The sequence below is a fragment of the uncultured Maribacter sp. genome, from assembly GCF_947495965.1.
GTDB lineage: Bacteria > Bacteroidota > Bacteroidia > Flavobacteriales > Flavobacteriaceae > Maribacter_B.
The window spans coordinates 23749-46953 of record NZ_CANMBB010000011.1 but is presented as its reverse complement, the minus strand read 5'-3'; the positions used below and the strand labels follow the sequence as shown (position 1 = coordinate 46953).

Here is a 23205-nt window from a genome sequence, read left to right as displayed (position 1 = left end):
TTGTAAAACCTAGAATGTATTTATTTTAGCTTAAATAAATAGGTGGTTTTAATGAGCTCTTGTAGAAGAGAAAGTGATAATTTTCGGTATGTTTTATATAAATTTTAGAAGATAAGTTTTCTCTGTAGGGCAATTCAAGTTTTGCTAAATAAACAAAACCTATTGGGTATTCTTCCAAGGAAACTTTAGGAACATTAGGTGTTTTGTTTTTTTCTTGCGCTTTTAATTGTTGCATTAAATAGCATTTTCCTTGGCAATTAAGTTCTGTTTTTTCTTTATTGATGCAAAGAACCTCTGCTATATAATCTTTATTAGAAATATATTCTAATAAAGGCAGAACAGGCCTTGTCATAGCAAGTAAATAAAGTAATACAAGAAAATAGGAAAAATAAAGTTTCAATATAAAATGTTAGAAATTTAATTTTTGTAAAAGTAGGACACAATTATTGATAAAAAAAATAAGGTTTTATATTACGTAATATTAAAAATTGAGTCAAATTTGTACGAAATGTTTTGGAGTGAATAATTTTAAAAAGAAATGGCTTTATCTGGCACTATTATCCTTTATATGGGGGTCTTCCTTTATTTTAATAAAAAAGGGTCTAGTAGGGTTTAGTTCTTTGCAAGTAGGTGGTCTACGAATTATTTTTGCCTCTCTATTTTTATTTGTATTTGGAATAAAAAGTTTAAAAAATATAAGCTTAAGAGATTGGAAATGGATTTCTATAGCAGGTTTTTTAAGTTCTTTTTTTCCACCATTCTTTTTTGCTATTGCGCAAACAGAAATTGACAGTGGAATAACCTCTATTTTGAACTCTATAGTTCCGTTAGCAACTACTTTGGTAGGGGTTTGGTTATTTGGTTTAGCTATAAATAAAAGGCAAATTTTAGGGGTGTTTATTGGTCTTTTAGGAACAATAGCTTTGGTAGTTGTTGGTTTGGAATTTAGTCCTAACCAAAATTATTGGTATTCTATTTTTATCTTTTTATCTGCTTTGGGGTATGCTTTTAACATAAATATTATTAAGAGGCACTTAGCGCATTTAACACCATTGCAGGTTACTACTGGTAGTTTTGGAGTAGTAATTATACCTGCGATTATTATGTTAGCATATGGTGGGATTTTAGAAGTAAATTATAAAAGTATAGAAATACAAAAGGCATTGGGTTACATACTTGTTTTAGCTATTTTGGGAACTGCAGTAGCAAATATTCTTTTTAATAAACTAATTCATATATCTAGCCCTGTATTTTCGGCATCTGTAACATATATAATTCCTTTGGTTGCAATTTTATGGGGTATTTTAGATGGCGAAACAATAAATTTATACCAAATAGTTGGAGGTGTAATAATTCTTTTTGGAGTTTGGCTAGTAAATAAAAAAAAGCACCCTACTAAAAAGCATTAAAATTTACGTAAAAAAAGCACTAAAAACCTTGTGAATTATATAATTAGAAGTATATTTGCACCCGCCTATTTAAAAAATAAATAGGTTTTAATATTAAATTAATACACGCTATGTACGCAATTGTAGAGATGGCAGGGCAGCAATTTAAAGTTGCAAAAGACCAAAAAGTGTATGTTCACCGTTTACAAACGGAAGAAGGAAAAAAGGTAACTTTTGACAATGTACTTCTTTTAGATGACGGTAAGAATGTTACTATTGGCGCCCCAGCTATAGACGGAGCCGCTGTTGAGGCTAAAGTCATTAAGCACCTAAGAGGTGATAAAGTAATCGTTTTTCATAAGAAAAGACGTAAAGGTTATAGAAAAAAGAATGGTCACCGCCAGTCTTTAACTGAAATCGTAATTGAGAGCATAGTGTCTTCTGGTGCTAAAAAAGCAGCTCCAAAGAAAGAGGCCGCTCCTAAAAAAGAAGCAGCTCCTAAAGTAGCGGCTAAAAAAGCAGCTCCAAAGAAGGCAGCAAGTGCTAAAGCAGATGATTTAAAGAAGATTGAAGGTATTGGTCCAAAAATCGCTGAAACTTTAACCGCTGCAGGAATTGCAACTTTTGCTGATTTAGCAAAAACAAAAGCAGAGAAAATTTCTGAAGTTATTTCAGATGTTCGTGGAAATCACGTAACAGATACTTGGCCAGCTCAAGCTAAATTAGCAGCTGAAGGCAAATGGGACGAGTTAAAAAAATGGCAAGACGAATTAGATGGTGGGAAACCAGCATAAGTAGTAACAATATAAAACCGTAACAAAATGGCACATAAAAAAGGTGTAGGTAGTTCTAAAAACGGTAGAGAGTCAGAATCGAAACGTTTAGGTGTTAAGATTTTTGGCGGGCAAGCAGCAATTGCCGGAAACATTATCGTAAGACAAAGAGGAACAGTACATAATCCAGGTGAAAATGTATACTTAGGTAAAGACCATACATTACACGCACGTGTAGATGGTATTGTTAAGTTCCAGAAAAAAGTAGGAGGAAAATCTTATGTTTCCATTGAGCCTTTTGAGGCTTAATAAACCTATAATAATAAAGTAAAAAACCCTCTCAATTTTATTGAGAGGGTTTTTTTATACCTGAAGTTTACTCAATAGGTATATAAAAAGCCCTTATTAAATTTTAATAAGGGCTTTTGTTATGCTTATTAAGAAGAATAGCTTTTTAGTACCTGTAATATTCAGGTTTAAAAGGTCCTTTTACAGTTACACCAATATATTCTGCTTGGTCTTCTCTTAATTCTGTAAGTTCTACACCAATTTTTGCTAAATGAAGTTTTGCTACTTTTTCATCTAAATGCTTAGGAAGCATATATACTTTATTCTCATAAGCATCTCTATTAGTCCAAAGCTCTAGTTGTGCTAAAGTTTGGTTGGTAAAAGAGTTACTCATTACAAAACTTGGGTGTCCAGTAGCACAGCCAAGGTTTACTAAACGTCCTTCGGCAAGTAAAATAATATCTTTTCCATCAATGGTGTATTTATCTACTTGTGGTTTAATTTCTACTTTGCTAGCACCATGGTTTTTATTTAACCAAGCCATGTCAATTTCATTATCAAAATGACCAATATTACAAACAACAGTTTTGTCTTTCATAGCTTCAAAATGCTTCCCTTGAACTATGTCTTTATTTCCTGTTGTAGTTATAATAATATCTGCATTACCAACAACAGTTTCTAAACGTTTTACTTCAAAACCATCCATTGCTGCTTGCAAAGCACAAATTGGGTCAATTTCTGTTACTGTAACAATTGCACCAGCACCTTTAAAGGAAGCAGCAGAACCCTTACCAACATCACCATAGCCACAAACAACTACGCGCTTACCAGCAAGCATTAAATCTGTAGCTCTTCTTATAGCATCAACAGCACTTTCACGACAACCATATTTATTATCGAATTTAGATTTAGTAACGGAGTCATTAATATTAATAGCAGGCATTGGTAATGTGCCATTTTTCATTCTTTCATATAAACGGTGAACACCAGTAGTAGTTTCTTCACTTAAACCGTTAATGCCAGCTGCTAGTTCTGGAAATTGGTCTAAAACCATATTCGTTAAATCGCCACCATCATCTAAAATAAGGTTTAGAGGTTTTTTCTCTTCACCAAAAAATAACGTTTGTTCTATACACCATTCAAACTCTTCCTCTGTCATGCCTTTCCATGCATATACAGGAATTCCAGCTGCTGCAATTGCTGCTGCTGCTTGGTCTTGTGTAGAAAATATGTTACAAGAACTCCAAGTAACATCTGCACCTAAGGCAACCAAAGTTTCTATAAGTACAGCAGTTTGTATAGTCATATGTAAACAACCAGCAATTCTTGCTCCTTTTAAAGGTTGCTTATCTTTATATTCTTCACGGAGAGCCATTAAACCAGGCATTTCTGCTTCTGCAAGATTAATTTCTTTTCTACCCCAATCAGCTAGGGAAATATCTTTTACCTTATAAGGCACATAAGAAGTAGTTTTGGTGCTCATATTGTTTTTTATTTTTTACTTTCGTTATTAAGGCTAATAATAGCCTTTTACCAAATACAAAGGTACAAATAACTTAAATAAAAGAATGCCACTTTATAAGACATTAGAGGTAAATACATCTACCGCAATTTACATTTGGAAAATTGAAGAAACGGAAGAGAAACTTTCTAAAAATATTAGTTTAACTAAGCATAGTTTAGATAGACTTAAAAGAATGAAATCTGAATTGCATAGAAAAGGTTTTTTAAGTATACGGCATTTAATGGCTTTAGCTGGTTATAAAGATGCCGATATGTATTATGATCAAATTGGGAAACCCCATTTAAAAGATGGCAAAAAAATTTCGATAACACATTCAAATCATTTCACAGGAATTATAATTAGTGCTACAGATCATGTTGGTATAGACATAGAAAGACAACGCGAGAAAATATTAAGAATAGCCTATAAATTTACGCCAATAAAGGAATATAGAACTATTGCAAATACAGCTGCATTAATTAGAAAACTTACTATAGTGTGGGGTTGTAAAGAATCTTTGTATAAAATTTACGAGCAAGAAGGGCTTAGTTTCTTAAAAGATATTATTGTGAATGATTTTGATATGATAGATGGAAAAACTACAGGCGAAATTATTTATAATAGGCAGCATACATATTATAAAATAAACTTCTTAGAGTTTGAAAATTTTACATGTGTTTACGCTATAAGAGAATAATTTACTTTAACTATTATTATGAATGTATCTATTGAATTAACTTTTTCTCCTTTACAGGACGATTTTGAAAAGCATATAATTAATTTTATTAAAAAAATAAGAAGCTCAGGTTTAACGGTGTTAGAAAATCCATTAAGTACCCAGGTCTATGGAGATTATGATAAAGTAATGAAAGTTCTTTTTTTAGATATAAAAGAAGCTTTTGAAATGATGGACAAAGGTTTATTGTTTATGAAAATAGTAAAAACAGACCGTAGCGAATATGAGCCTCATTTTTGATTGGATTTTTGCTCAATATCAAGGCACTGCAACCCATTTAATAGTATTAGAGTTTGTGGGTGTATTTTTTGGGTTTTTAAGTGTATGGTATTCTAAAAAAGAAAATATTTTAGTTTTTCCAACGGGTATAATAAGCACGGCTATTTTTGTATATATCTTACTAGTTTTTGGACTTTTAGGAGATATGTTAATAAATGCTTTCTATTTTATAATGAGTATTTATGGCTGGTACTTTTGGACAAGAAAAGTAGATAAGGATAGGTATACGCCTATTACTAAAATGACAAACATAGATAAGAAGTACAGTATAATTATGTTTATTAGTACTATCCTATTTGTATGTTTAGTATATTTTGTATTTAATAAATTTGATAGTTGGACGGCATATGTAGATAGTTTTACTACAGCAATATTTTTTGTGGGAATGTGGTTAATGGCAAAGAAAAAACTAGCCAATTGGATTTTTTGGATTGTTGGAGATGTTATTTCAGTCCCATTATATTTATATAAAGGATTAGTTTTTACAGCAATACAATATTTATTATTTACTATAATTGCTGTTTATGGATATAAAGCATGGAAGAAAAGTATAAGCAAGAGCCCACAAATATTGTAAAAGTAGTTTTGTTTGGACCAGAATCAACAGGGAAAACAACATTATCAGAGCAATTGGCTAAGTATTACAATACCACTTGGGTTGCAGAATATGCAAGAGAGTATTTACAGGCTAAATGGGATAAAGAAAAAAAAACCTGTGAACCATCAGATTTGCTTCCAATTGCAGAAGGGCAAATGAAGTTAGAAAATGCGCTTTCTAAAAATGCTACAAATTTGTTAATTTGTGATACAGACTTATTAGAAACAAAAGTATATTCCGAAGCTTATTATGTGGGTTATTGTGACCCTATTTTGGAAAAATATGCTCTTGAAAATTCCTATGATTTATATTTATTAACATACATAGACATTCCTTGGGAAAAAGATGACCTTAGAGATAAGCCAAATGAGAGAGAGAAAATGTTTTTATATTTTAAAGAAACTCTAGAAAAATATAACAAGAATTTTATTACCTTAAAAGGAGATAAAAAAGAACGCCTTACAATCGCAATTAATCATATAGATAAATTATTAAAAAAATGATGCAACTAACTGATAATGATAAAGTTCAATTAGAGAAAAAAGGAATATCTGCAGAAAAAGTTAGAAATCAAATAGAAACTTTTTCGGAAGGTATACCATTTGTTAACTTAGAAAAAGCCGCAATCGTTGGAGAAGGAATATATAAATTCTCTGATAATGATGAAAAAATGTTAATTAAATACTACAATTCTTTTCCAGAAAATCTTTCTATATTAAAATTTGTTCCTGCATCTGGAGCTGCATCAAGAATGTTTAAAGCTCTTTTTAATTTTTTAGATTCTTACAATTATAAACAAGAAACTTTTAAAGAATACTTAGCCAGAACTAATGATAAAAATATGGAGGCTTTTGTAAATAAGATTGAAGCTTTTCCATTTTATAATAAAGTAAAAGAATTAATTGCTGGTAAAACATCAGATGAGAATGAAGTGATTTTCTTGTTTGTAGAGAAACTACTTTCAGAAAAAGGGTTAAACTATGGTTTTTTCCCTAAAGGACTTCTTCCATTTCATGATTATACAGAGTATACCGCAACTCCTTTTGAAGAACATTTATTAGAAAGTGCTGTTTATGCTAAATCTGGAGCAAAGGCAAATTTACATTTTACTATTTCCGAACAACATAAAGAAATGTTTTTAAAGGAATATGCAGCTATAAAGGATAGAGTAGTTAAGAAAACAGGTATGGAATATAACATATCATATTCTTTCCAAAAAAGCGCTACAGATACTATTGCAGTAGATATGGATAATAAGCCATTTAGAAATTCTGATGGATCTATATTATTTAGACCTGGAGGGCACGGAGCTTTAATAGAAAATTTAAATGAACAAGATGCAGATGTAATTTTTATAAAAAACATTGATAATGTTGTAGTTCCTAAACAAATAGAAATACTTGCCAATAGCAAAAAAATATTAGCAGGAGTACTACTTCAAGTACAACAAAAAGCATTTAAGTTTATAGAATTTTTAGAGGATAGCGCTGCTTCTGAAGAAGAATTACAAAAAATCAAAAAATTTTTAGAAGACAGGTTAAACGTAAGATTTATAGAGAATTTTAATTCTTATACTATTCAAGAAAAAATAAGTGTTCTAAAAGATAAATTAAATAGGCCTATACGCGTTTGCGGAATGGTAAAAAATGAAGGGGAACCTGGAGGAGGGCCATTCTGGGTTAAGGATTCTTCTGGAAGAACATCTTTGCAAATAATAGAATCTGCGCAAATAGATATGTCTATAGAAAGCCAAGCAGCAATAGTAAAGAATGCAACACACTTTAATCCTGTAGATTTAGTGTGCGGAGTTAAAAATTATAAAGGTGAAAAATATAATTTATTAAATTTTGTAGATATTAAACAAGGTTTTATCACAGGAAAAACAAAAGAAGGAAGAGAATTAAAAGCATTAGAACTACCTGGCTTGTGGAATGGAGCAATGGCCTTCTGGAATACTATATTTGTTGAGGTTCCGCTAGAAACCTTTAATCCTGTAAAAACGGTAAATGACCTTTTAAAACCATCACATCAGGTATAAAAATTACTACTTAAAAAAGAAAAAGCTGCATTCGCAGCTTTTTTTTTGCTTAAAAATGTGACTTTTTAAAAACACCTGTGTCTTAATATATGTAAGGCAAATAATAATAACCTTTTTTAAATACTAAAAAAAAATGATTTCTACAGTTTTTGCAATAGTCGGATGTGTCACTTTTATAGTTTCTCTTTGCGTAATTGCAGCAATTTGTTGGGAGAATGATTAAGGTTAAAGGTTATTATATAACATAAATAAAAAATGAAGCATATTATGACATCTTTAATTTTAGGAATAATAACTATTCTAGTTTGGTTATTTGCTAGTACAGAATTGCATTCTATAGAGAGTAAAGAAAAAAATATAAAAACAGTTGTTGTAGAGAACAATGAAGATATACAAAGAGTCCTTTTTAGAAACACTAACCATGAGCTATAAGGATATAATCAATTAAATTTAATTTTTAGGCAAAGTTCCCCCTTTTTTAAAGTCGTATTTCTTCTTAAGTAAGGTTATTTAATAAGTAAAGGGTTTTTTGAGTTAGTTGCAAATAAAAGTTATACTTATTTTTGGTTGGTTGTTAGGGGTTGCTTCGGCAGCTCCTTTTTTGTTTTAAGCTTTTTTTAACTTTTTATTATGATAAAATGAAAAGCAGTATTACATTTGCTGCATCTCAAAGGGGTGCTTACAAAAGTAGGCTGAGATTATACCCAATGAACCTGGGCGGGTAATGCTGTTAAGGGATACGTTGAATTTTTTCCAGAAGGCAAATAATAGGCCAAAAAATCAAAATAACAATTAGAATAATTGCCCCTTTTATTCGTAGCTAAAGTAGTACGAATGAAATCTATTTTCATAACAATTACAGTTTTTATCTTAACCGGGAGTATTTTTGCACAAGAGCAACCAATAGATTCCTTAGAAGGAAATAAAGTAGTCTTAGACGAGGTTTTTGTATCTGCAATAAGAGTAACAAAAGAATCTCCAGTAACCTTTTCTAATTTAACTAAAGATGAGATTGCACCTAGAAATTTAGGACAAGACATTCCTATTTTAATGAACTTTTTACCATCTGTAGTAACAACATCAGATGCAGGAGCAGGTATTGGTTATACTAGTATTAGAGTGCGTGGTAGTGATGCAACAAGAGTTAATGTAACTATTAACGGTATACCATATAATGACCCAGAATCTCAAGGTACTTTTTGGGTAAATATGCCAGATTTTTCATCTTCTACACAAAGCTTACAATTGCAACGTGGTGTTGGTACATCAACAAATGGAGCAGGAGCATTTGGAGCAAGTTTAAATGTCCTTACCGATGGTTTTTCTGAAGAAGCTTTTGCACAAATAGCATCTTCTATAGGTAGTTTTAATACGTTAAAAAATTCGGTAAAATTTAGCACTGGATTATTAAATGATCATGTAGAAATTGCAGGGCGTTTATCTAGAATTACTTCGGACGGTTATATAGATAGAGCATCGTCAGATTTAGACTCTTATTTTTTACAAGGAACCTATAAGAGTGATAAAACCTTATTAAAAGCTTTAATTTTTGGTGGTCATGAAGTAACTTATCAGGCTTGGTATGGAACACCATTAGCAAGAATTAATAATGATGCTGCTGGAGTAGAAGAATTTATTGTTAATAATGGACTTTCAGACGCAGAAGCAGAAAATTTAAGAAACTCAGATCGTAGATATAACTATTATACCTATGAAAATGAAGTAGATAATTACAAGCAAAATCATGCACAACTACTTTGGAACCAAAATTTAAACAAGAATTGGAGCTCTAATTTAGCTTTTCATTATACAAGAGGAAGAGGATATTTTGAGCAATTTAAAGTAGGTGAAGATTTTGAAACCTATGGGATAACCCCTATCAATGTTGATGGAGAAGATGTAAATACTACCGATATTATTAGAAGACGTTGGTTAGATAATCATTTTTATGGAACAACATTCTCCGCAAATTATAGTAATGATAAAATTAATTTAATAATTGGTGGTGCATGGAATAAATATGAAGGAGCTCATTATGGAGAAGTTATTTGGGCAGAATTTGCAAATAACATTAATTATGGGGACCTGTATTATGATGACGATTCTATAAAAACAGATTTTAGTATTTACACAAAAGCAAATTATAAATTAAACCAGCAATGGAGTGTATACGGAGATTTACAATTACGTACTGTTGGTTATAAAGCAAATGGAGAGGATACTGGAATTGTGGATGATACCTTTACTTTTTTTAATCCTAAGGCAGGAGTAACTTTTGATTTAAATAAGAATAATAACTTTTATCTTTCTTATGCGATTGCAAATAGAGAACCAAATAGAAATGATTATGAGAATGGAAACCCAAAACCAGAACGTCTTGGCGATTTAGAATTGGGTTGGCGTTATGTGTCTCCAAAAGTGCAATTAAATACGAACATATACTATATGAAGTATAAAGATCAGTTAGTACTTACAGGAGAGCTTAATGATGTTGGTGCACCTTTAAGAGCAAACGTTGGAGATAGCTATAGGTTAGGATTAGAGATAGATGCTAATATTAGTTTAGGAGAACATTTTGCTATACGACCAAATATTACACTAAGTCAGAATAAAAATAAAGATTTTCTCTTTCAAAGAGATGGTGTGGTACAGAATTTAGGTGATACAGAAATATCTTTTTCTCCAAGTGTAGTTGCAGGTGGTGCTTTTGCCTATATGCCAAAAGATAATTTACAATTAGCCTTGTTAGGTAAATTTGTTGGGGAGCAATATATGGGAAATATAGATGCAGAAGGGTCTAAATTAGATAGCTATTCGCAGTTTGATTTTAATGTACAATATGAGATTAATACAAATTCATTTATAAAGAGTATTGTTTTATCTGGATTGGTAAATAATATATTTAATGAAAAATATATTTCAAATGGATATTTTTTTACGTTTGACGATACCTGGTCTAACCCAGGGGTAACAACAACAATAGAGGGTGCTGGTTATTACCCTCAAGCAGGAACTAATTTTTTATTAGGAGCAACCATTAACTTTTAAACATTAAGTGTTTATTTATTTAAAAGGGAGATTTTTTTAAAAGAGAAACTCCCTTTTTCTATTTTTGTTAGGGAGCATTTATATAAATCTAGTATGAAAAATAAAATTAGATGGGGAATTATTGGTTGCGGTGCAGTGACCGAAGTAAAAAGTGGCCCGCCATACCAAAATACTGATGGTTTTGAGCTTGTTGCAGTAATGCGAAGAGATGCCAAAAAGGCTAAAGACTATGCCAAAAGGCATAATGTTGCTAAATTTTACAACAATGCAGAAGATTTAATTTTAGATAAGGAAGTAGATGCTATTTATATAGCAACACCCCCAGATACGCATAAGTTTTATGGTTTAAAAGTTGCTGCTGCTGGTAAAGCTTGCTGTATAGAAAAACCAATGGCACCTAGCTATGCGGATAGTTTGGAAATTTATGAAGCATTTAAAGAAAAGAACATTCCATTATTTATTGCCTATTACAGGCGTTCATTACCACGTTTTTTAAAAGTAAAAGAATGGATAGATAGTAACCAAATTGGGGATATTCGTCATATTCGCTGGTATTTAAGCAAAACCCCGTCAGACATAGATATAAGTGGAGTTTATAATTGGCGTACAGACGCTATCATTGCTCCAGGAGGTTATTTTGATGATTTGGCAAGTCATGGATTAGACCTTTTTTCTTTTTTATTAGGAGATTTTAAAGAAGTAAAAGGAATAGCAACAAACCAGCAAAAATTATATTCAGCAAAGGACGCTATAACAGCTTCTTGGGTTCATGAAAGTGGAGTTACGGGAGAAGGAAGCTGGAATTTTGGAAGTTTTTCTAGAGAAGACAAAGTTGAAGTTATAGGAAGTAAAGGGAAAATAGTTTTTTCAGTATTTAAAGAAGAAGAAATAGAATTAATTACAGCGCAAGAGACAGAAAAATTATTTATTGAAAACCCTAAACATGTGCAAGAATTTCATGTAAAGAACATTCAAAAACATCTATTAGAAAATAAAGAGCATCCATCTTTAGGGAATTCTGGCTTACATTGTAGTTGGGTTATGGATAAAATTTTAGGAAATATATAAATTTAGTTAGATATAGTTACAATATTGCCACTCCTTGTAGCTCTATATTCTAAAAGGTTATAATAACGATTCCCATCCTTAGGAGTGTTTAAGAGTTGTCCTGTAAGTAAATGATATTCATAGTCGTCGCAAGGGCATGTAACTACTAAATTATTTAAGGTCATAGTAGAACATTCACTTGGAGCATGGTTAGGACAACTAGCTTCAAAAGCTCTATAGGTACTACCTGTATTAATTACAAAAGCTCCTTTAGTACCAACACCATTTGCATCTACAAAAACAGCATTGCTCACATTAGTTAAAGGACTGTACTTTGGTAAGTTTAAGTTAATATCAAAACGAAATCCTATATCTTGTAAATATGGGTTTCTATTACCTCTATCAGAGCTACAAGAAAATAAAATACTAAGTATAAAAAAGGAAAAGATATATTTCATAATTAAGATAAGCTTAAGATATGTTTTACAAAAATGAACAAAAAATATGTATATTTGCGTTAAATCCTCACTAAAAAACCCTTATAATGTGGTATAAGTAGAGGATTTTCTGATTTATTAAATTTAGAGTAATGAGCAACGTATCCTATTATACAGCAGAAGGGTTAAAAAACTTAAAAGAAGAGTTAAACCAATTAAGAGATATAGAAAGGCCAAAAGCATCGCAAGCAATTGCAGAAGCAAGAGATAAAGGAGATTTATCTGAAAATGCAGAATATGATGCTGCAAAAGAGGCACAAGGGTTATTAGAAATGAAAATTTCTAAAATGGAAGCGATTGTAGCAAATGCAAGGTTAATTGATGAATCTCAGCTTGATACTTCTAAGGTTTTAGTTTTATCTACCGTAAAATTAAAGAACCAAACCAATGGTATGGAGATGAAGTACACTCTTGTAGCAGAAAGTGAAGCCGATCTAAAAACTGGTAAAATATCAGTTAACTCTCCTATAGGAAAAGGATTATTAGGAAAAGAAGTAGGAGATGTTGCAGAAATTACAGTTCCTAATGGTACCTTAAAATTTGATATTTTAGAAATTACTAGAGCTTAAAATACTTAATTCTAGATATAAAAAAACCCGGATATTTCCGGGTTTTTGTTTTTAATGTAATTTTTATAATTACAAAAAAGGGATAAAATTAACTAGCTTTTCTAATTTTTTTAACCACTTTTAATTTTGCTTTCTTCGCTTTTTTCTTTGCTACCTTTTTAGCGGCAACTTTCTTAGCAAGTTTCTTTTTTAAGGCTTTTTTAGCTTTCTTTTTCTTTGCAGCTTTCTTTGCTTTTTTAGCAGCAATTTTTTTAGCTAATTTTTTCTTAAGTTTCTTTTTATCAACTTTTTTACTAGCCTTTTTTTTACTTTTTTTCGACATTTTCTCTTTTTAGGTTAATGAATATGTGAATCACAAAGTTACTAAAATGTTTCTATAATGTAAATTAATTGTAAACAAATTTTAAAGAATTTTCTTTCTACTATTTATTTTTACCTCAAATTACATCTCTCTAAGACTACTTTTGTACCTTTGAAAAACCTAAAAATCAACAATATGCCAACCATTTTTACCAAAATTATTAATAAAGAAATTCCTTGTTATAAAATAGCAGAGGATGATAACTTTTTTGCTTTTCTAGATATAAACCCAAATGCGAAAGGGCACACATTATGTATTCCAAAGAAAGAGGTAGATAAAATAATGGATTTAGATGAAGAAACGTATATGGGTTTAATGGCTTTTTCTAGGAAAGTGGGTAAGGCAATAGAAGCTGCATTAGATTGTAAACGTGTTGGTATAACTGTTATAGGCTTGGAAGTTCCTCATGCCCATGTACATCTTATTCCTCTTAATGAAATGAAAGAAGCAACTTTTCAAAATAAAGTAAAATTAACTACAGAAGAATTTGAAGCTATTGCGACTAAAATACGTGCTAAAATTTAATAATTCCAGAAGTAAATAAATATATTCCAACACCTATTAGAGTAAATGTGGATAATAATAAAATGTAAAATAGAGTAGTATATTTTATAGATTTTTTTTCTGGAATTGCCATTTTCTGGTAATATTTAAAAATACGTTCAATATCATCTGTCCAGTTTACAGGATAAATATCAGATTTGCAGGTGTTACAAGTAAGCCTATGTGTAACCACATTAGTTGTTTTGTGCACAAATTTTCCATAACTGTGTTTTTGATAAAAAGAAAGTTTTAAATCTTGATTAAAACATTCTGGACAGTTGTTAGTTATATCGGCTTCTTTTATAACTACTAATTTTACTTCAGCCATTACGTACTTTTTACTTTTAAGGATATTTGCATTATGGTACCCTCTTTACCAGACGAAAGTACTTTAATTTTTCCATTATGGTATTCTTCAACTATTCTTTTTACTAAAGAAAGGCCTAATCCCCATCCTCTTTTTTTAGAAGTAACTCCAGGATTAAAGATAGTTTGAAAATTATTTTTAGCAATTCCAGATCCAGTATCTGCAATTAAAATATTTACATATTTACCGTTTTGGACTATTTCAATTGCAATACTTCCTTTGCCCTTCATAGCGTCTATGCCATTTTTTACTAAATTTTCTATAGTCCAATTGTATAAAGAACTATTAATAAGTACAGGCAAAGTTTCTACTTTAGAAACAAAAGAAAAATGAATAAGCTTAGAGCTTCTTCTTCTAAGGTATTCATAAGCTTCTCGTGTTTCCTTTACAATATCTGCTTCTTTAAGGGTAGGTAAAGAGCCAATTTTAGAAAAACGTTCTGTAATAGTTTCTAATCTGGCAATATCTTTTTCTATTTCTTGGGTAATATCTTGGTTAATATTTTCCATTTTAAGTAACTCATTCCAACCTAATAAAGAAGAAAGTGGTGTTCCAATTTGGTGCGCAGTTTCTTTTGCCATCCCTGCCCATAATTTGTTTTGTTCCGATGCTTTATTGGTCTTAAAAAAGAAAAATATAACGGCGCCAAAAAGAATTATTATTAAGAGTAATGCAACAGGATAATATTTAAGTTTATTCAAAACATCAGAATTACCATAATATAAAGTTGCTAAATGTTCTCCTTGTTGATCTATAGAAATAGGGGTATTTTCATTCTGAAATTGAAGTATTTTTTCTCTAATATATAGGCTGTCTTCTATTTTTTTATGGGGCATATTATTTACCCTAATAGAACCGTCTTTATTTTCTAAAATCATGGGCGAGGAAGAATTGTTTTGAAGAACTTTTATGGTAAGGTTTCCCAAATCCATGTTTTCTGAAGATTGTAAAAGCTCAGATTGTGCAGTTGCCCAAATCTCCATTTTTAAGCGTTCTTCCTCTTTAAACTTTTTAAAAAAACTATTAGTATTCCATAAAATAAGACTTACAATACCAAAAGCTATTGCTAATAAAACGAGGTTATACGTTTTTCTACGAGAATTAAAATTCATGGAACATGATTTCTGGTAATAAAGATACATTAAAATGCAATAATATTGCTTTTAGGTAGTGATCTAGAGTTTTAAATAGATTACAATTTTCATACATTTGTAATTCTATATAATTAAGATTATATAAAACTAAACTTAATTTAGGAATAGAAAAATAACAATCACTTTTAAAAGAAAAAAGTAAGTACAGTAAATTAAGAGAATATGGAAGTACAAGGAAAAATTAAGCTAATTAACCAAGAACAAACTTTTGGAAACAATGGGTTTAGAAAAAGAGAGTTAGTAGTTACAACAGATGAGCAATATCCGCAAAGTATAATGATTGAGTTTGTGCAGGATAAGTGCGATTTACTTAATAAACATACTGTAGGGCAAGATGTAAAAGTAAGTATTAATTTAAGAGGTAGAGAGTGGACAAACCCACAAGGAGAAGTTAAGTACTTTAACTCTATACAAGGTTGGAGAATAGAAAGTTTACAATCTGAAGCTCCAAATGCGAATATTCCTCCTGTACCTCCAATGGATGCTTTTGAGCCTGCAGATAATTTAAATGAAGAAGATCACGACGATTTACCTTTTTAATTAAAGATAAATGTAAATAATATTAAAGCCTTCCTAGTTTAATTTAGGAAGGCTTTTTAGTATTTATAAATAAGATAAATTAAATAAAAGTGTCTTTATATTTTTTAAACAAAGAATTATTTTTTCCGCCTGTTATAAATGCTCATGAAGATGGCTTGTTGGCAATTGGTGGAGATTTGTCTCCAGAACGCTTACTTTTAGCGTATGAGTCTGGAATTTTTCCTTGGTTTAATGAGGGGTCACAAATTCTTTGGTGGAGCCCAAACCCTAGAATGGTTCTTATTCCTGAGGAAGTTAAGATTTCTAAAAGTATGCGTAAGGTGCTAAAAGGGAACTCTTTTTCTATAACAAAAAACCAATGTTTTAGAGATGTTTTAATTAATTGTGCTACTGCAAAAAGAGAAGGACAAGAAGGTACTTGGATAACTACTGCAATGATAAATGCTTACGTAAAACTACACAAATTGGGTAAAGCGGTTTCTTATGAGGTTTGGGAAAATAAAGAGCTTGTTGGTGGGTTGTATGGTATAGATTTAGGAACTGTTTTTTGTGGAGAAAGCATGTTTAGTACGCGTAGTAACGCTTCTAAATTTGCATTTATAAAAATGGCACAGGAACTAGAAGAAAAAGGATACAAACTTATAGATTGCCAAATGTACACACCACATTTAGAGAGCTTAGGAGCAAGAGAAATACCAAGAGATGACTTTATTTCTGTTCTAAAAGAAAAGTAACGTACTTAGCTTTAGTATAAAGTGTGGTCGTAGTTAGGTGGTAAGGTTTCTTTAATAGATATATTTTTTCCTTCGGAATTATAGAGTACTTTATATTGTTTTTTACCACGGGTTTCTTTTTTTCCTTTTACCAATAACTTGTAATTAATATCGGGAGTAATTAAGTTTTGAAAACCAATTTTTAATATTTCTTTCTCATTGTTAAGTACCACATATTGTTGTTGTATTTCTTTTATTTTATAGGAAGTAAAACTTTGTTTTAAAAATTGAAGAATACGTTCATAACTTTCTTCGGGAATATCAATATTTTTAATTTTCACCTCAATATCCTTAAGGATTCCTTCTTTAGTAAATTCTAGACTATACCATAACCGTTCTTTTTTAAATTTAACGTTATATATGGCTACTGAGCTATCTATTTCTTTATAAAATTTAATGTTTTTTGCCCCAGTAAGTTTTTCTTCAACTAATTGCAAAGCACTAGTAGGAAATTGAGATTTTTTAATTCTAAATTCTCTTTCATACTTTAACTGCGCCTGTATTTTAAAAGCGCTAAAAAAGACTATTACTAATAGGAATTTATACTTCATTATACCTAAAACAATTTATTTCATGATCATTTACCATACCTGTTGCTTGCATAAAAGCATACACTACAGTACTGCCTACAAATTTAAAACCTCTTTTTTTTAAATCTTTGCTAATAGTATCAGAAAGTGGGGTGTTAGCAGGGGCTTCTTTGTAATTAACAACTTTGTTTTTTATTGGTTTATGGTCTACATAGTCCCAAATGTATTTGCTAAAACTACCAAATTCTTCTTGTACTTTCATAAAAGCTTTTGCATTAGTAACGGTAGCATTAACTTTTAATTTATTTCTAATTATTCCAGCATCTTGTAATAAGGAGTCTATTTTTGGTTGCTCATATTTCGCAATTTTTTGGTACTCAAAATTGTTAAAAGCTTTCCTAAAATTTTCTCGTTTTTTTAAGATGGTAATCCAACTTAAACCTGCTTGGAACGTTTCTAACACTAAAAACTCAAACAACGCAGCATCTTCTTTCTCAGGAACACCCCATTCTTGGTCATGGTATTGTTCATAAAGGTTATCTCCTAAACACCAACCACATTTATGTTTTTCCATAGTTTATTTTCTAAAAACTAAAGATATGTAAGTTTTATAAAATTTATCCTACCAATATGATCAATATCAGCTTTTCTAAAAGCAGACTAAAGTAAATTTGGAGATAAAATTATTTTGAATGGAAACATTAGGCAATAATACAATAGAAAAAGAAACGACAACTCTAATTAAAGAAGCCCTAGATATAGCTATTTCTTATGAAGAATATAGAGCTTTAGTTGGATTTTTAGCTGAAAAAGAAAAATCTACAGGGGAAAATCAAACGGAATCTTTAGCTAATTATACTGTTTTAAATAATAGACGTATGAAACGTTTAGATAAAACTATAAAAGTAAATGAAGCTGTAATAGAAAAAGTAAAGGCTTATTCTAAAAAAGTTACTTGGTTAGTTTTAACAGAAAGTTGGTGTGGAGATGCTGCCCAAACAATGCCAATAATGAATAAATTGGCAATATTAAACCCGAATATAAATTTTCGAATTATACAAAGAGACCAGAATCTACAATTAATGAATAGGTTTTTGGTACATGGAACACTCTCTATTCCTAAATTAATCATGATAGATAATGACACTTTAGAAGTTCTTGGAGAATGGGGTTCTAGACCTACGATAGCTACAAAAATGGTAGAGGATTATAAAAAAGAGCATGGAACCCTAACTCCAGAGTTTAAACAAGATTTACAGGTTTGGTATAATAAAGATAAAGGACAAAATACAATCCAAGATTTAGTAAAACTGCTTGGTGTTTAATTATAAAAAAATATGCTATGAAAGTGATTATTCCTTTTTATGGAGAATTATGGTTATGTTTAAGATAATTTTTTATCTTGTTTTTAAGTTTTATGGGTTATAATTAAGATATTTGAATAGTATTTATTTAAAATGTTATGCGATTATTATCTATAGTATTTAGTGCTTTCTCTCTTGTTTTTATTACTTGTAGCTCTTCTAGTGGAAAAGTAGAAAAACCAAAATTGGAAACTAAAGAAACTTCAATAAATTTTATTGATGAATACGTATTTCCAGAAAAAGAACTTTTTAAGAATACTTTAGTAGGCGGACTCTCAGGAATAGATTATCATAATGGAAAATGGTATTTTATTTGTGATGATTCTAAAGCGCCTGTTAGATTTTACACTGCTGAAATAGATTATGATTTAGAAGGGTTTAACACTTTAAATTTAATTGATGTTGTAGCATTTAAAGGAGAAAATGGAGAGCCTTTACCAAGTGGCGTTGCGGACCCAGAATCTATACGTATTACTAAAAATAATACAATAGTTTGGAGTAGTGAAGGGGGCATAAATAATGGAATTAACCCCTTTATTAGAGAAGCTTCTTTAACTGGGGATTATATAAGTTCTTTTAATATAGCAGATAAGTTTAAAGTTTCTTCAGAAGAGAATATAGGTCCTAGAAATAATGGTGTTTTTGAAGCACTTTCTTTAGATGTTAATGCCAGAGAATATTGGACAGCTACTGAGCTACCACTAAAACAAGATGGGGCAGTACCTACAACAACAGAAGCAGTAACTCCCGTAAGAATAATTAATATTGATGAAGAAGGAAATTTTGGAAAAGAATTTGTGTATGAGCTCAATTCTGTTCCTAAACCTGCTATTAATGATACAAATTTAGAGGTAAATGGTCTTGTAGAGCTTTTAGCATATGAAGCTAATAAATTTTTAGCGATAGAACGCTCTTTTTCTTCTGGTTATGCAAATGGAGGTAATACCGTAAAAATTTATAATGTAGATATTTCTAATGCAACAAATGTAAGTAATGTTGCAAGTTTAAAAGGAGCAGTTTATACGGCTTCTACTAAAAAATTACTATTCGATTTTGAATCTATTAGAAGTAAGTTAACAAATGGTGTAGTAGATAATATAGAAGGTGTAACTTTTGGACCAGATTTTAAAAACGGTAACCGCTCTTTGGTTGTTATAGCAGATGATAATTTTAGTTCTTTTGCACCACAACTAAATCAGTTTATAGTGTTAGAGGTAGAAAACTTAGAATAGCAATAAACTACCTCGGGGCAAGCCCAAGAGGCATTAGAAGGAAAATTAGCATTGATTTCGACGCAAGTGTCGGAGCATTTAAATCTCGATTATCGAGTAAAATTTTTTATTTACCTTGAAAAATGTAAGTAATTGTTCCTTTTTGAGAAGCTTTGTCTGAAGAATTAAACTTGGCTTTGTGTGCATATGTAATAGCATTATCTACTAAGCAACCATTTGTTGTAGTGGAGCTTTTTGCATTAAAAGAAGCATCGGTAACATTGCCAACCGCATTTACTTGAATATTAATAACCACTTTACCACCTTCTATACAAGTATAAATAGGTGGGGGTAATTTGTAGTTATTTCTATTAACTAAAGAATAAGAAACAGATGTTTTACGTGCCGCTAAATTGTTTGTAAACTCTTCTTTTTGTGCGTCTCTTTCTCCTAAAAGTTGCTTTTTTTCTTCTCTTTTTTTAGCTAATTCTTTTACACGAGCATTATATTCAGAATTAGAATTATCTGAAGGGGAATCACTATTGCTAGTAAGTTCTCTTTCTTCTAAAATTTCATCTAATGTTTTTAAGGGTTCTGGATTACCGTAACTAGGTTTAGCAGTTTCATTAAATGCTAAATGACTCTTTATTGGGTCTGCATTAGCTTGCTCTTCAAGTTTTTCTTTCTCTTCAATAAGCTCTTCAAGTTCCTCATCTAGCATAACCATTTCTACAACATATTCCTCTTTATCTTCCTCTTTGCCTAAGTGTATATTGTATAATGCTAACACCATGATAGACAGGGAGAAAAAAGTAATTAAAAAGGATAAATGTTTACGATTTAATTGCATAGGATTATAACCTCTTTTTTGCTAAAATATTTTACAAGACCTTAAAAATGAGAAAAATAGTTTTATATATTTTCTCTTTTTGGTAATGTTTTTTCAAACGTTGTTGGGTCTATTGCTATATTTACGTTGTAATCCCCAATTTTGGTTCTTCGTAAGGCAGATAAATACCCTCCCGAGTTAAGTGCTTTTCCAAAATCGTTTGCAATAGACCTAATATAAGTTCCTTTGCTGCATACAATTCTAAATTCTATTTCTGGTAAATTTATAGCTGTAACTTCAAATTCAGAAATGGTAATTTGCCTTTTTTTAACTTCTACTTCTTTACCTTCTCTTGCATATTCATACAAACGTTTTCCATCTTTCTTTAAAGCAGAAAATACAGGAGGCACTTGTTCTATTTCTCCTAAAAATTTAGGAATAGTAGTAGTAATAAGTTCTGGAGTTATATGTTCCGTTGCAAAAGTTTTGTTTACCTCGGTTTCTAAATCAAAAGAAGGCGTTGTGCCACCAACCGTTATTGTACCGGTATATTCTTTAGTTTGTCCTTGAATTTCGGTAATCTTTTTAGTGAATTTACCTGTGCAAATAATTAGCAACCCTGTAGCTAAAGGATCTAGAGTGCCAGCATGGCCAACTTTAATTTTTTTTAAATTAAAAGCTTTACGAATTCCCCATTTTATTTTGTTTACCGCTTGGAAAGAGGTCCAGTTTAATGGTTTGTCAACCAGTAATAATTGTCCTTCTAAAAAATCTTCTTTAGTTTTCAATAGGTTTATATATTAGGGTTTATCCTATATATCCGTAGGTAACAGCAATAATACCAACTATTAAACAGTAAATAGCAAAGTAAGAAAGTTTGCTTTTCTTTACTAATTGAATCATCCAGGTACAGGCAACTAAACCAGCTAAAAAAGCAGCAATAAAGCCTGCTCCCATCGCAAAATTATTTTCGCCAGTAAACGTTAAATCGCCACTAAATAAATCTTTAGCAATTTTTCCAAAAATTAAAGGAATAACCATTAAGAAAGAAAAACGAGCAGCTTTCGTTTTATCTACCCCAAGTAAAACAGATGTAGAAATAGTAGCCCCACTTCTAGAAATTCCGGGAAGCATTGCAATGGCTTGCGAAATACCTACAATAACAGCATTGCCAAAGCTTACTTTTTTATCGGTATCTTTTGCTTTATCAGCAAAATAAAGTAAAGCAGCAGTTATAAGTAACATGAAGCCTACAAAGCGAATATTACCTCCAAAAAAACTTTCTAATTGCTCTTCAAAAAGTAATCCTACAATAACAGCAGGGAGCATAGAAAGAATAATTTTTAGAGAGAATTGTGTTTGTTCATTCCATTTAAATTGTAATAAGCCACTAAGAATCTCCCATATATCTTTTCTAAAGACAACAATAGTACTTAATGCAGTTGCAAAGTGTAGTATTACTGTAAATAACAAGCTTTCTTCTGGAACAGAATTGTCTCCTAAAATAGCTTTACCAAGTTCTAAATGGCCACTAGAAGAAACAGGTAAAAATTCGGTTAAACCTTGTATTATTCCAAGGATAATAGCATCTAAAGTTTCCAAATTATTTTTTCTTATGTGGATTTAACAAAATAGCATAAATTTCTATGCCAAGCCCTATTAATACAAGTGTTGGTGCTAAACGTATTCTTCTAAAATTATAGATGTCATCACTAAAAACATTGGGGTCATCACTGCCACCACCGCTCATTAAAATAAAACCTAAGGCAATACAGGCTAATCCTATGAACATGAATAGGTAGTTTTTCTTTTGAAAAATAAACTCTTGTTTTTCTGAGTTACCTATATTAGAATTTTGTTTTTTACTCATAGGGCAAATTTAATAATATAATTCGTCGGTTCTAAGATTTAAGAAGCGTTGTGTAGCAAAATAGGTGCTAATAAACGAAATAAGTACACCTAAGACAAAAACAGATACTAATAGGACTACTAAAATGGTTGCATCTTCAAAAAGACCAAGCTCTTTAAAATGCTCATTTATGTATAAAAGAACTCCACCAAGGGCTATTAATGCTAAAACAGCACCTAGTATGCCAAGCTTTATATTATTTATAATAAATGGACGTCTTATAAATGTTTTTGTTGCACCTACCATTTGCATGGTCTTTATAATAAAACGTTTAGAGTAGATAGATAAACGAATAGAGCTGTTAATTAGTAAAACAGCAATAAAGGTAAAAATGCCACTTGCTATTAAAATCCACAAACCAATTTTTTTAATATTTTCAGTTAATAAACCAACAAGGGGTTTGTCATAACTAACTTCGTCTACATATCCTTTACCAGAAATTTCTTCGGCAATAGTTGCAATTTGTTCCGGAGAAACAAAATCGGCATTTAATTGTACATCAATAGAATTTTTTAAAGGATTGTAACCTAAAAAATCTTGAAAGTTTTCTCCTAATTCCTCAGTATGTTGTTTTGCAGCTTCTTCTTTAGAAACATATATAGCCTTTTTGGTATATTCTGCCATAGAAAGGCTTTTTTGCATCTGATCTATTTCTACCTCTTTAGCACTGTCTTTTAAAAACACCGAAATAGTAATTTGTTCTTTAAAATGGTCTCCCATTTTTTTGGTATTTAATACCAATAGACCTAAAATACCTAATAAAAATAATACTAAAGCTATGCTAAGTACTACAGAGAAGTAAGAAGAAATTAATTTTCTTTTTTGATAATTTTCAAAAGATTTGCTCATAATTGGTATT

30 protein-coding genes are annotated in these 23205 nt (G+C 30.6%); 17 read left to right on the top strand and 13 right to left on the bottom strand.

Translation table 11 applies throughout. The annotated features are described in order from the left end of the window. Nucleotides 1–25: 25 nt before the first annotated feature. On the bottom strand, nucleotides 26–352 hold the full coding sequence (locus tag Q0820_RS16215; RefSeq protein WP_298489227.1) for a hypothetical protein: 327 nt from the start codon (nucleotides 350–352) through the stop codon (nucleotides 26–28). Between the two features lie 166 nt (nucleotides 353–518). On the opposite strand from Q0820_RS16215, the gene Q0820_RS16210 reads away from it, so the two are divergent. The 3 genes from Q0820_RS16210 (at nucleotide 519) to rpmA (ending at nucleotide 2470) form a co-directional block, all read left to right on the top strand. Next, complete coding sequence (locus tag Q0820_RS16210; protein ID WP_298489225.1) at nucleotides 519–1409, top strand: EamA family transporter; 891 nt, start codon at nucleotides 519–521, stop codon at nucleotides 1407–1409. Between the two features lie 110 nt (nucleotides 1410–1519). Beyond that, nucleotides 1520–2182 carry a 50S ribosomal protein L21 gene (gene rplU, locus Q0820_RS16205; protein ID WP_298489224.1) on the top strand — a complete coding sequence of 221 codons (663 nt, stop codon included), beginning with the start codon at nucleotides 1520–1522 and terminating at the stop codon, nucleotides 2180–2182. A 27-nt stretch (nucleotides 2183–2209) separates the two neighbouring features. Further along, a complete protein-coding gene (rpmA, locus tag Q0820_RS16200; RefSeq protein WP_121064831.1) occupies nucleotides 2210–2470 on the top strand; it encodes a 50S ribosomal protein L27 in 261 nt (86 codons plus the stop codon). 145 nt (nucleotides 2471–2615) lie between these two features. Here the strand turns inward: rpmA and ahcY are convergent, their stop codons facing one another. Further along, nucleotides 2616–3932, bottom strand: coding sequence for an adenosylhomocysteinase (gene ahcY, locus Q0820_RS16195; protein ID WP_298489222.1), 1317 nt, complete (start codon nucleotides 3930–3932; stop codon nucleotides 2616–2618). Nucleotides 3933–4017: 85 nt separating this feature from the next. On the opposite strand from ahcY, the gene Q0820_RS16190 reads away from it, so the two are divergent. The 8 genes from Q0820_RS16190 to Q0820_RS16155 all read left to right on the top strand — a co-directional run bounded on the left by Q0820_RS16190 (nucleotide 4018) and on the right by Q0820_RS16155 (nucleotide 11720). Then, on the top strand, nucleotides 4018–4650 hold the full coding sequence (locus tag Q0820_RS16190; protein WP_298489220.1) for a 4'-phosphopantetheinyl transferase superfamily protein: 633 nt from the start codon (nucleotides 4018–4020) through the stop codon (nucleotides 4648–4650). Nucleotides 4651–4668: 18 nt separating this feature from the next. Beyond that, nucleotides 4669–4929 (top strand): hypothetical protein, encoded by a 261-nt coding sequence (locus Q0820_RS16185; protein WP_298489218.1) that lies wholly within the window; start codon nucleotides 4669–4671, stop codon nucleotides 4927–4929. Next, a complete protein-coding gene (gene pnuC / locus Q0820_RS16180) occupies nucleotides 4913–5545 on the top strand; it encodes a nicotinamide riboside transporter PnuC (RefSeq protein ID WP_298489216.1) in 633 nt (210 codons plus the stop codon). Before Q0820_RS16185 ends, pnuC begins: the two co-directional genes overlap by 17 nt. After that, complete coding sequence (locus Q0820_RS16175) at nucleotides 5506–6069, top strand: ATP-binding protein (RefSeq protein ID WP_298489215.1); 564 nt, start codon at nucleotides 5506–5508, stop codon at nucleotides 6067–6069. The genes pnuC and Q0820_RS16175 overlap by 40 nt, the downstream gene beginning before the upstream one ends. After that, nucleotides 6066–7604, top strand: coding sequence for a DUF4301 family protein (locus Q0820_RS16170; RefSeq protein ID WP_298489213.1), 1539 nt, complete (start codon nucleotides 6066–6068; stop codon nucleotides 7602–7604). The genes Q0820_RS16175 and Q0820_RS16170 overlap by 4 nt, the downstream gene beginning before the upstream one ends. Nucleotides 7605–7859: 255 nt before the next feature. Beyond that, nucleotides 7860–8036: a hypothetical protein gene (locus Q0820_RS16165; protein WP_298489211.1), complete on the top strand. Its 177-nt coding sequence runs from the start codon at nucleotides 7860–7862 to the stop codon at nucleotides 8034–8036. Between the two features lie 402 nt (nucleotides 8037–8438). Further along, nucleotides 8439–10652 carry a TonB-dependent receptor gene (locus Q0820_RS16160; protein ID WP_298489209.1) on the top strand — a complete coding sequence of 738 codons (2214 nt, stop codon included), beginning with the start codon at nucleotides 8439–8441 and terminating at the stop codon, nucleotides 10650–10652. A gap of 93 nt (nucleotides 10653–10745) precedes the next feature. Further along, entirely contained in the window at nucleotides 10746–11720 is a 975-nt protein-coding gene (locus tag Q0820_RS16155; RefSeq protein ID WP_298489207.1) for a Gfo/Idh/MocA family oxidoreductase, read from the top strand. A gap of 2 nt (nucleotides 11721–11722) precedes the next feature. Here the strand turns inward: Q0820_RS16155 and Q0820_RS16150 are convergent, their stop codons facing one another. Next, nucleotides 11723–12157: a hypothetical protein gene (locus tag Q0820_RS16150; RefSeq protein WP_298489205.1), complete on the bottom strand. Its 435-nt coding sequence runs from the start codon at nucleotides 12155–12157 to the stop codon at nucleotides 11723–11725. Between the two features lie 131 nt (nucleotides 12158–12288). On the opposite strand from Q0820_RS16150, the gene greA reads away from it, so the two are divergent. Beyond that, nucleotides 12289–12765 (top strand): transcription elongation factor GreA, encoded by a 477-nt coding sequence (gene greA, locus Q0820_RS16145; protein WP_298489203.1) that lies wholly within the window; start codon nucleotides 12289–12291, stop codon nucleotides 12763–12765. 88 nt (nucleotides 12766–12853) lie between these two features. Here the strand turns inward: greA and Q0820_RS16140 are convergent, their stop codons facing one another. Further along, nucleotides 12854–13087, bottom strand: coding sequence for a hypothetical protein (locus Q0820_RS16140; protein WP_298489278.1), 234 nt, complete (start codon nucleotides 13085–13087; stop codon nucleotides 12854–12856). Nucleotides 13088–13261: 174 nt separating this feature from the next. Here Q0820_RS16140 and Q0820_RS16135 point away from each other — a divergent pair, with 174 nt between their 5' ends. Then, on the top strand, nucleotides 13262–13651 hold the full coding sequence (locus Q0820_RS16135; RefSeq protein WP_298489201.1) for an HIT family protein: 390 nt from the start codon (nucleotides 13262–13264) through the stop codon (nucleotides 13649–13651). Here the strand turns inward: Q0820_RS16135 and Q0820_RS16130 are convergent. Further along, nucleotides 13641–13997, bottom strand: coding sequence for a hypothetical protein (locus Q0820_RS16130; RefSeq protein ID WP_298489199.1), 357 nt, complete (start codon nucleotides 13995–13997; stop codon nucleotides 13641–13643). The genes Q0820_RS16135 and Q0820_RS16130 overlap by 11 nt on opposite strands. Continuing rightward, nucleotides 13997–15148, bottom strand: a complete 1152-nt coding sequence (locus Q0820_RS16125; RefSeq protein ID WP_298489197.1) for a HAMP domain-containing sensor histidine kinase — start codon at nucleotides 15146–15148, stop codon at nucleotides 13997–13999. The genes Q0820_RS16130 and Q0820_RS16125 overlap by 1 nt, the downstream gene beginning before the upstream one ends. Before the next feature lie 204 nt (nucleotides 15149–15352). On the opposite strand from Q0820_RS16125, the gene Q0820_RS16120 reads away from it, so the two are divergent. Both Q0820_RS16120 and aat read left to right on the top strand, forming a co-directional pair. Then, nucleotides 15353–15730, top strand: coding sequence for a DUF3127 domain-containing protein (locus Q0820_RS16120; protein WP_298489195.1), 378 nt, complete (start codon nucleotides 15353–15355; stop codon nucleotides 15728–15730). An 83-nt stretch (nucleotides 15731–15813) separates the two neighbouring features. Continuing rightward, complete coding sequence (gene aat / locus Q0820_RS16115; protein ID WP_298489277.1) at nucleotides 15814–16464, top strand: leucyl/phenylalanyl-tRNA--protein transferase; 651 nt, start codon at nucleotides 15814–15816, stop codon at nucleotides 16462–16464. 11 nt (nucleotides 16465–16475) lie between these two features. Here the strand turns inward: aat and Q0820_RS16110 are convergent, their stop codons facing one another. Beyond that, nucleotides 16476–17054, bottom strand: a complete 579-nt coding sequence (locus Q0820_RS16110) for a hypothetical protein (RefSeq protein ID WP_298489194.1) — start codon at nucleotides 17052–17054, stop codon at nucleotides 16476–16478. Beyond that, entirely contained in the window at nucleotides 17044–17607 is a 564-nt protein-coding gene (locus tag Q0820_RS16105; RefSeq protein WP_298489192.1) for a DNA-3-methyladenine glycosylase I, read from the bottom strand. The genes Q0820_RS16110 and Q0820_RS16105 overlap by 11 nt, the downstream gene beginning before the upstream one ends. 118 nt (nucleotides 17608–17725) lie before the next feature. Here Q0820_RS16105 and Q0820_RS16100 point away from each other — a divergent pair, with 118 nt between their 5' ends. Then, a complete protein-coding gene (locus tag Q0820_RS16100) occupies nucleotides 17726–18358 on the top strand; it encodes a thioredoxin family protein (protein ID WP_298489190.1) in 633 nt (210 codons plus the stop codon). Nucleotides 18359–18495: 137 nt separating this feature from the next. Next, nucleotides 18496–19629, top strand: a complete 1134-nt coding sequence (locus Q0820_RS16095) for an esterase-like activity of phytase family protein (protein ID WP_298489188.1) — start codon at nucleotides 18496–18498, stop codon at nucleotides 19627–19629. Between the two features lie 106 nt (nucleotides 19630–19735). On the opposite strand, the gene Q0820_RS16090 is transcribed toward Q0820_RS16095, so the two are convergent. From Q0820_RS16090 to Q0820_RS16070, 5 genes are all read right to left on the bottom strand, one after another. Further along, on the bottom strand, nucleotides 19736–20458 hold the full coding sequence (locus Q0820_RS16090) for a hypothetical protein (protein WP_298489185.1): 723 nt from the start codon (nucleotides 20456–20458) through the stop codon (nucleotides 19736–19738). Between the two features lie 62 nt (nucleotides 20459–20520). Beyond that, nucleotides 20521–21225 (bottom strand): tRNA pseudouridine(55) synthase TruB, encoded by a 705-nt coding sequence (gene truB / locus Q0820_RS16085; protein WP_298489183.1) that lies wholly within the window; start codon nucleotides 21223–21225, stop codon nucleotides 20521–20523. Between the two features lie 19 nt (nucleotides 21226–21244). Beyond that, the gene (locus Q0820_RS16080) at nucleotides 21245–22039 is read right to left on the bottom strand and encodes an undecaprenyl-diphosphate phosphatase (RefSeq protein WP_298489181.1); all 795 of its coding nucleotides are present in this window, start codon (nucleotides 22037–22039) and stop codon (nucleotides 21245–21247) included. Nucleotide 22040: 1 nt separating this feature from the next. Next, nucleotides 22041–22307 (bottom strand): DUF3098 domain-containing protein, encoded by a 267-nt coding sequence (locus tag Q0820_RS16075; RefSeq protein ID WP_298489179.1) that lies wholly within the window; start codon nucleotides 22305–22307, stop codon nucleotides 22041–22043. Nucleotides 22308–22316: 9 nt separating this feature from the next. After that, nucleotides 22317–23195, bottom strand: coding sequence for a permease-like cell division protein FtsX (locus Q0820_RS16070; RefSeq protein ID WP_298489177.1), 879 nt, complete (start codon nucleotides 23193–23195; stop codon nucleotides 22317–22319). Between the last annotated feature and the right edge of the window lie 10 nt (nucleotides 23196–23205).